The organism is Companilactobacillus mindensis DSM 14500 (assembly GCF_001434275.1).
Taxonomy (GTDB): domain Bacteria; phylum Bacillota; class Bacilli; order Lactobacillales; family Lactobacillaceae; genus Companilactobacillus; species Companilactobacillus mindensis.
In genome coordinates this window covers 81,059-89,612 of the sequence record NZ_AZEZ01000073.1, presented here as the reverse complement: position 1 = coordinate 89,612, position 8,554 = coordinate 81,059, and the positions used below count along the sequence as shown (strand labels likewise).

At 39.4% G+C, this 8,554-nt stretch carries 7 protein-coding genes; 2 read left to right on the top strand and 5 right to left on the bottom strand.

Translation table 11 applies throughout. The features are described from left to right. Positions 1-230: 230 nt before the first annotated feature. The 4 genes from FD29_RS06875 to rpsN all read right to left on the bottom strand — a co-directional run bounded on the left by FD29_RS06875 (position 231) and on the right by rpsN (position 4,545). A complete protein-coding gene (locus FD29_RS06875; RefSeq protein WP_057888202.1) occupies positions 231-2,372 on the bottom strand; it encodes a glycoside hydrolase family 65 protein in 2,142 nt (713 codons plus the stop codon). 165 nt (positions 2,373-2,537) lie between these two features. Then, positions 2,538-4,067: a YfcC family protein gene (locus FD29_RS06870; RefSeq protein WP_057888201.1), complete on the bottom strand. Its 1,530-nt coding sequence runs from the start codon at positions 4,065-4,067 to the stop codon at positions 2,538-2,540. Positions 4,068-4,151: 84 nt separating this feature from the next. Further along, positions 4,152-4,265 carry a putative metal homeostasis protein gene (locus FD29_RS11495; RefSeq protein ID WP_162253420.1) on the bottom strand — a complete coding sequence of 38 codons (114 nt, stop codon included), beginning with the start codon at positions 4,263-4,265 and terminating at the stop codon, positions 4,152-4,154. A gap of 10 nt (positions 4,266-4,275) precedes the next feature. Next, complete coding sequence (gene rpsN, locus FD29_RS06865; protein WP_057888200.1) at positions 4,276-4,545, bottom strand: 30S ribosomal protein S14; 270 nt, start codon at positions 4,543-4,545, stop codon at positions 4,276-4,278. A gap of 351 nt (positions 4,546-4,896) precedes the next feature. Here rpsN and FD29_RS06860 point away from each other — a divergent pair, with 351 nt between their 5' ends. Next, complete coding sequence (locus FD29_RS06860) at positions 4,897-5,589, top strand: MarR family winged helix-turn-helix transcriptional regulator (protein ID WP_057888199.1); 693 nt, start codon at positions 4,897-4,899, stop codon at positions 5,587-5,589. 23 nt (positions 5,590-5,612) lie between these two features. Next, entirely contained in the window at positions 5,613-7,382 is a 1,770-nt protein-coding gene (locus FD29_RS06855; RefSeq protein ID WP_057888198.1) for an ABC transporter ATP-binding protein, read from the top strand. Between the two features lie 375 nt (positions 7,383-7,757). Here FD29_RS06855 and FD29_RS06850 read toward each other — a convergent pair whose 3' ends face one another. Next, on the bottom strand, positions 7,758-8,552 hold the full coding sequence (locus FD29_RS06850; protein ID WP_057888197.1) for an SDR family NAD(P)-dependent oxidoreductase: 795 nt from the start codon (positions 8,550-8,552) through the stop codon (positions 7,758-7,760). Positions 8,553-8,554: the final 2 nt, after the last annotated feature.

The following is an 8,554-nucleotide window of genomic DNA, read 5'->3' as shown; positions in this document are numbered from 1 at the left end:
TAATGATTCGATATTTTATTTAAAACAATACTAAAATAGGTCATCCAGCTGATTTTGGGATGGCCTATTAGTGTATCTAAATAATTATATATAACCAGACTTGAAAAAAAGCCGCATTGTGAATATTGAGGCTTTTACTATTATGCACAAGAAGTTGAGTTCTGTTGTACGTTTATGCTGCATATTTAATGAAAAATATAGATAGTTCGATTTAAATGGTTATCTAACTTTCACTTAAAGGTTTCTTCAATTCCATCAACTTTGATTGGCAAGGGTTCTCCGTGAATGATATGGATCTCAGTTGCATCTTTGCGATAAACGATTTCCAATAATCGACCTTGATATTTAATTCTAATCGCTAATTTATCCCATTGGTCTGGCAAATGGTTGTCGATCGTCAATAGACCATCTTTTACTCTCAAACCACCAAAGCCACTAACGATTGTCAGCCAACTACCACCTAAGTTGGCCACGTGCAGACCGTCAGCTGAATTGCCTTGCAAGTCGATCAAATCAGTTTTAGCTGTTGCCATGAAATAATCGTAAGCTTTTTGTTTCAAACCAATTCTGGCTGCCAAAGCACTGAAGATCGAACGCGACAATGACGAATCGTGCGTCGTGATTTTTTCATAATAATCGTACTCTTTGACTAATTGATCGTGTGAGATATCGTCGAAAAGGAAATCTGCTAATAACGTATCCGCTTGCTTATTGACTTGGTAACGATAAATCGTTAATGGATGGTAGTGCAACAATAATGGATAATTTTCTTTGGGCGTTGTTTCAAAAGGCCAGACTGGCTTCTTGAATGAACTGTCATCTTGTTGATTGATTCCTTTGATCTGATCATATGGTAAAAAGATGGCCGCTGCAATGTTAGCCATTTGATCACGTTCTTTAGCACTGACCCCTAGCTCTTTAGCTTTTTTAGGGAACTCATCGATCAAATCGACCGCAAACAACAAGTTGAACTTAGCCATGCGGTTAGTGTAGTAATTATTATTGACTAACGCCGTGTACTCGTCTGGACCGGTGACATCAAAAAAGCAAAAACGTTTTTTACAATGGATCTCACTGTAACTACCAAAATTCTTCCAGAAACGAGCCGTTTCCAAAACTAATTCTAAGCCATAATTTTTCATGAACTCTTTGTCGTCAGTTACTTTATAGTAACGGTCAATCGCATAGGCTATGTCAGCATCAATGTGATATTGCGCCGTTCCTGCAGGATAATATGCACTAGCTTCTTGACCGTTGATCGTCCGCCAAGAAAAGAGGGCCCCTTCTTTGACACCTAAAGTTCTAGCTCGTTTTTTGGATTCATCTAAGACACTATACCGATATTTGATCAAGTTCTTGGCGATTTCCGGATTAGTATAGGCAAAAAATGGCGACATATACATTTCCGTATCCCAGAAATAATGTCCTTCATAACCGGTACCCGACAAACCTTTAGCCGGAATATTAGTCTTGCCGTCACGACCGGTGGATGAAACTAATTGGAACAAGTTGTAATGAATGGCTTGATTCAAACTGTCGTCACCGGAAATTTCAATGTCGCTATTCTGCCAAAATTCTTGCCAAAAATCCGTTGAATCTTTGAGTATTTCTTCAAATTTAGGTAAATTATCCAAATCCAAAATACCATTGATCTTGCTGACCAAACCAATTACATCAAAAGTTACCGTCTGATTCGGCTGCAAACTGAAAACTTGTTCTAGTCCTGTAGAAACTGACATCGCCATTGCTAAGGACATTTGACTATATTTGGTTGTGACTTCAATTAATTCCTGTTGACCATCGATAGTTTTTTTGGCGTACGTTAAAGTATCAACTGTCCGTGATTTGCGCGGATCATCGCTCTTTTGCGTAGCACTGTCAGTATTAAAATGTTTGATTCCGACTACTTTGCCAAAATAATCGACGGGTTTAATGGTGTAGCGTAAACCGATAACTTCATCATTAGATTGTTGTAAGACAGCTTGCAGGTTTAATTCAAACGACTTGCCGTCTGGATTGCTTATTTTATAAGTTGAGTTCAACAAGCCGGTTTCAAAATCCAACGATTCCGAAATAAGTTGCGACTGATCGAACGCTCTTTGCTGATCATCAACGAATTTAATATTACGTAAATCAGGTAGTTTAACAATTGTTTGATTCTTTTTGGCATAACCGTAAGCCACCTCGCCATAAGTAATATCCGACGTTTCATAAAATCCATTCACCAGCGTGCCAGCGGTGCTTGAATTTGCGATGGGATCACTAGCTCGAATGCCAAAGTGGCCGTTGGCTAGTGAAAAGATCGTTTCTAAATAACTAGGTTCATTAGATTGCAAATCATGTATTGAAATGTTTTTAGTATCATTTTTCATATTTGATAGCTCCTAATTAAAATAATTATCCTCAATATAAAACTACACCAGTCCCCAACTCAGACAAAGTTTAACGGCTTGTATAAACAAATATTTTGCTTTTATATAAAAAAAGAGTTCGAGATATAATTAATTTATCTCAAACTCATTGAAAATATTTTTATTTTAAATCAAAACGCCAACACTCAAGAAGACTAAAATCAGCACGATCATCATGATCAGCAGTTTAGTAACAAATTTCATCCACTTGTCAAAACCGACGTTTACCATTGCCAAAGATACTAAGATCAAGCCTGTTGGTGCAACCAGCCCGATCAAACCTTGACCCCAGTTGTAAGCATTGATGATCATTGATCTGTCGATTCCCACAACATCGGCCAAAGGTGCCATGATTGGCATTGATAGTACGGCCAAGCCAGATGATGATTGGATGAAGAATCCCAAAATGATATAAACGAAGAACAAAACACAGATGAACAAAACACTGTTCATACCACTGATTTGATTACTAAAGTAATTCATGATCGTATCACTGACGAAACTCTTCTCCATTACGATACCAACTGATCTTGCTAAACCAACCGTCAAAGCGACACCAAGCAAATCGCCAGCCCCGGAAACGAAACTGTCAACGAACTTGGCCTCTTTCAAACCAGCCGTAAAAATCAGAATATAAGCAACGGCCAAGAAAACAACGGCAATTTCAGTGAAATACCAACCGAGCTGTTGCACGCCATAGATCATAACGACAAAGCCAAGTGCAAAGATGATCAGTGATAATTTTTGACGCATCGTAAAGTCACTTTCAGTCGTCAGATCCATATCACCCAAGAATTTCTCCTTGTCGGAATCAGCTTGATCGGCCACTAATGACTTGGAAGGATCTTTACGGACTTTTTCCGCATAGTGAATCGTATAAGCAATTGAAATACCTACTGAGACGATCCACATCAAAACTCTCATTGGCATACCGTCAGTAAAGTTGATCCCGGCGGCATTAGAGGCAATAACCGTTGAGAACGGATTGATCGTCGAACTCATGGAACCAATCGAGGTTCCCAAGTAAACCGCTGCAACCACGGTCAACGTGTCATATCCTGCCAAAAGAAAGATTGGAATTAACATTGGATAAAAGGCAATCGTCTCTTCGGCCATACCAAAGGTCGTTCCACCTAAAGCAATCAGCGATGTAACGATGATGATCAGCCACTTCTGCTTGCCCTTTAGTTTTTCGGACAGCCGCGTCATACCAGAGTTCATCGCTCCGGTGGCGTTGACGACTCCAATAACACCACCCAAAATCAAGATAAAGACGATGATGTCCACACTATCGACGATACCTTGAACTTGTGAGGTCAAGAATTGATTTATCGTTCCAAAGAGCCCACGTTTAGGCTTTTTGATCTGATGATAAGTATTGGAAATTGCCGCTGGACGGTAAATTGTCCCATCCTTGAACTTCGAAACATCGATCTTGATCTTATAATTGTCGAGTGTCTTTTGAGTGGCACTCTTCTTGATCGTTTTTCCTGATGGTTCCGTGATAACAAATTTATCTAAACCCGAATTGTATTCCAAGGTACTGTATTTACCTGATGGAATAAAGAACGTTAAGGCTTGCACCAAAATCAGCACAATAATAATGACCGTGTATGCCGACGGAAAGCTATGCTTCTTCTTTTTTGCCGCAGCCATGATAAGTCCCCCCTCTTTGCGATAATTAATTATTTCACAAATCAATTATAACAGAGAAAGAAAACGTTATCACGATATTGTTAACTATTTAACAATCTTTCTTTTACTATCTTTGATCACTCGTAAAGCACGCTTACGTGTTTTCTTGTTAGGACTTCTTAAATTACGATAAGCAGTCGCTGTGGTCATTTCTTTCATAAATTACTCCTTACCAACTAGCTTTTTTAACGCCAGGAATTTGACCAGCGTGAGCTAATTTTCTGAAATTCAAACGTGACATCCCAAACTTGCGCATGTATGCGTGAGGACGTCCGTCCAATGAATCACGGTTCTTGTATCTAACTGGACTAGAGTCGCGAGGCAACTCAGACAATGCGATGTAATCGCCCTTAGCCTTTAGTTCCTTGCGGATCTTGTTATATCTTTCAATTAATTCTAGTTGTTTCTTATTTCTTGCAATTTTTGATTTCTTTGCCATATTACTATCTCCTAAATTTATATATATGATTCCTTATTTCCCTAGTAAATGATAATTTTTACTTTTTGGATTCTACTCATTAATGTGCCAACTGTCAACTATTTAGCTTTTTATTATTTTTTTCCAATTTAAATAATAGATTTTATAACTAAATAGCTGCCCACCCTCAATTCCAATTATAAATTTTCTGTGACTTGGTGCAATTTTTCCAACTTATGCTTTCCAAAAAGTATCGCAATTACAAAAAATTATTTAAAACAGTTGATATTTAGTTAGGTACCGAACTATAATTCATTTTGCAATAAAGTTCGGTACCGAATTAATTTCAAAAATGAAATGAGGAATTTAAATATGAGCAAACTTACAGATGATTTAATGAAACAAATGCGCTTTATTAGCGAAGCTGCCAACTACTTCATGAGCCAAAAGAAACAAAAATTGACTGGTCAACAAAGAGTGCTGGCTATTTTGAAACTAGAAGATGGTTTAACACAAAACTATCTTGGTCAAGTACTCGACTTGCGTCCTAGCTCAATCGCTGAATTGATGAAGAAGATGGAAGCCAACGGCGATATCACTCGCCAAGAAGACGAACAAGACAAGCGTAGCAAGCACATTTATCTAACTGATGCTGGTCGCCAAAAAGCTGAGGACAATGCTTCACTAAAAAACGACGATTACAGTGAAAAGTTCTTTGCCGGCCTCACTGACGATGAACGCCAACAATTCAGCGACTATCTCCAAAAGATCTCCGACGGCTGGGACGACGACTTCAAACAAAACTCCGACAAGTTCGTTGACCCAACTGACAAATTCAAGATGATGTTGAATATGCGTGATCAAATGATGGATATGCGTGAAGATATGAGTCCTGAAGATATTAAAAAGATGCGCCACGAAATGCACAAGCAAATGCGTAATATGCCTTTCGGTGGCCCCGACTGTATGCCTGATTTCAATGATCGTCGTCCACCATTTGGCGAACCTAGACATGGTCACAGACCAGACTTTCACAGCAACTTTTGGAACAGTGAACGTTACTAATTTAACTTTGTGAGGATATTAAAATGCGTGACGGAGCAATGATGAGACAAGATTTGCCAAAACGAACTGGCAAATTCAAGTTTCGTGACTTTTTACATTTGATCAACAGCGTTAATCCCAAGAAATCACTCTTTATCTTGGGATTAACGCTGTTGAGTTTAGTTACCAGTGGTGCCAGTTTGATCGTGCCACAATTGACCAAAGGTTTAGTTGATACTAGCGGTCTTTCCAAAATCGACGGTAAAATGTTAGCCGTTTTGATTTTGGCTTTCTTGATTCAATTAGGTTTTGGAACCATCGGTGGTTTTATCTTGCGTTATGTCGGTGAAAGTTCCGTCAAAACGCTACGTGAAAAACTCTGGGCCCATTTGTTGAAACTACCAGTCGACTACTTTGACGACCACAAATCTGGTGAAAGCAGTTCAAGATTGGTCAACGATACAAGCGTTATCAAGGACTTGATCACTTCGCAATTCCCTAACTTCATCACTGGAGCTATCCAATTGATCGGTTCGATGATTATTCTTTTCTTTATGGACCGGAAAATGGCTTCACTGATGTTTGGCGTCGTTCCGGTCATCGTCTTGATCCTGTTACCAATTGGACGCATAATGTCTCGACTAGGACGCAAACTTCAGGCTGCCACAGCCGACTTTAATGCTGAAGCCAGCGAAAAACTTTCCGAAGTGCGTTTGATCAAAGCCAGCAATGGTGAAGAATTTGAGAAAGTTACCGGTGGCAATTTTATCGACAAAATTTTCAAAGTTGGTATCAAAGATGCCCGTATCGAAGCCATTTTACAACCAATCATGACAACAGTTATGTTAGGAATCTTCGTCGGTATTCTTGGTTATGGTGCCGTCAGAATCCAACAAGGTACCCTTTCTAGTGGTTCTTTAGTGGCCTTTCTACTATATTTATTTAACATCATTACCCCAGTGGCCAGTTTTGCTACTTTCTTCTCGCAAGTCCAAAAAGCCATGGGTTCAACGGAAAGAATTCAAGAAATCCTAAACACTGAACCAGAAGTTTCTACTAATGACAATGTGGTTGACGTCGAAGGTAAAACTGTCACAGCCGCCCACTTAGATTTCAGCTACGATGCTGACCACCAAATCTTACACGATGTATCTTTTGAAGCTAAGCCCAACACTGTGATTGCTTTTGCAGGACCTTCCGGTGGTGGTAAATCAACCATCTTCTCACTGCTGGAACGATTCTATCAACCTGACAGTGGCTCCATTTTAGTTGGTAAAGATGACATTAAGAATATCGATCTCAATAGTTGGCGTTCCCAAATCGGTTACGTCTCCCAAGATAGTGCCGTTTTTGCTGGCAGTATTCGTGACAATCTCCAATACGGTTTGGATCGTCAATTAACTGATGATGAGTTGTGGCACGGACTAACTTTAGCTTACGCTGAAGAATTCGTCAGAGATTTTCCTGAACAACTCGATACCCAAATTGGTGAACGAGGCGTGAAATTATCCGGTGGCCAAAAGCAACGTATCGCTATCGCCAGAGCCTTTCTACGTAATCCAAAGATCCTAATGCTAGACGAAGCGACTGCTAGTTTGGATTCAGAATCCGAAGAAAAAGTTCAACGTGCCTTGGATCAATTGATGGTTGGCAGAACTACTTTAGTCATTGCTCACCGGCTTTCAACGATTGTCGATGCCGACCAAATCTACTTTATCGAGCACGGTGCTGTCACTGGTCACGGTACTCACAAAGAATTGATGCAAGACCATGAATTATATGCTCAGTACGTCAATGAACAGATGGTCAATTAAGGTTAAAGTAAAGTTTTTTTCTTAACCAGTTATTTACAATTGTTTAAGCACGAAAAAGATCATCCGACAAAACTGGATGATCTTTTTTAATACAATTTTTAAACGCATCTAATTATTAAAGTCTACGAATTTTTTAATATTATTAATGTAAAAATAAAAGAGAGAGCATCTAGTCTGGAGTGAAGTTCTGGTGGATGCTCAGCCGTGGTAGTCTCTAAGTTGGCGTACCTTGCCAGCTTAGAGACAGACAAGCTTCAAAACAGTTCGTAGAACTGGTTCGAAGTTGCTCTCACTGCGTTCCAGCATCCACCAGAACTTCATGGAAGACGGGACTATTAAATAACTAAGTCCTTATCCAATACCTTATTTGAATATTTAGAAAATTGTTGGCACTAAGCCACCATCAACTCGCAATGCTTCACCTGAGAAGAATGATGAATCAGGACTAGCTACGAAAGCTGTGAAACGGCCAATTTCTTCAGGGCGGATCAACCGTTGGATCTGAGAGCGAGAGCGGTGATTCTTCATGAAATCCTTTTCCCACTTATCTTTTGGCAAACCGCTATCTTTGTACATATTATCAAGCATCGTCTGCACACCTTCAGTCAAAGTTGAACCTGGCATGATTGTATTGACGGTCACATGCGTATCAACAGTCAACTTGGATAAACTCTTAGCCAAGGAAAGGTTCATTGACTTAGTCATGCTGTACTGAGGCATTTCACCAGAAGGCATTACGGCTTCTTCACTAGCAATAAAAATAATTCGCCCAAAATCTTGTTTCAACATATTTGGTAAATAGAACTTAGCCAAAGAATTTCCAGCCAAAACGTTGACCTTAAAGAATTTTTCCCAAGTTGCATCGTCGATATCGAAATAATCCATTGGTTGGAAGATTCCCATGTTGTTGACCAAAATATCCACTTTAGAAATTGTTTGGAACAATTTGTCTCGATCACTTGCTTCGGCCAAATCAGCTGCTACGCCAATTGGAGAAGTTTGCGGAAATGCTTGTTTAATTTCAGACACTACTGCATCGACTTCGGGCTGTTTTCTACCATTAATAATAACGTCAGTACCCTCACGGGCCATCTCAATTGCAATAGCCTTACCGATACCTTTAGTTGAACCAGTAATAAGTGCTGTTTTATGTGTTAGATGAAGATCCATAA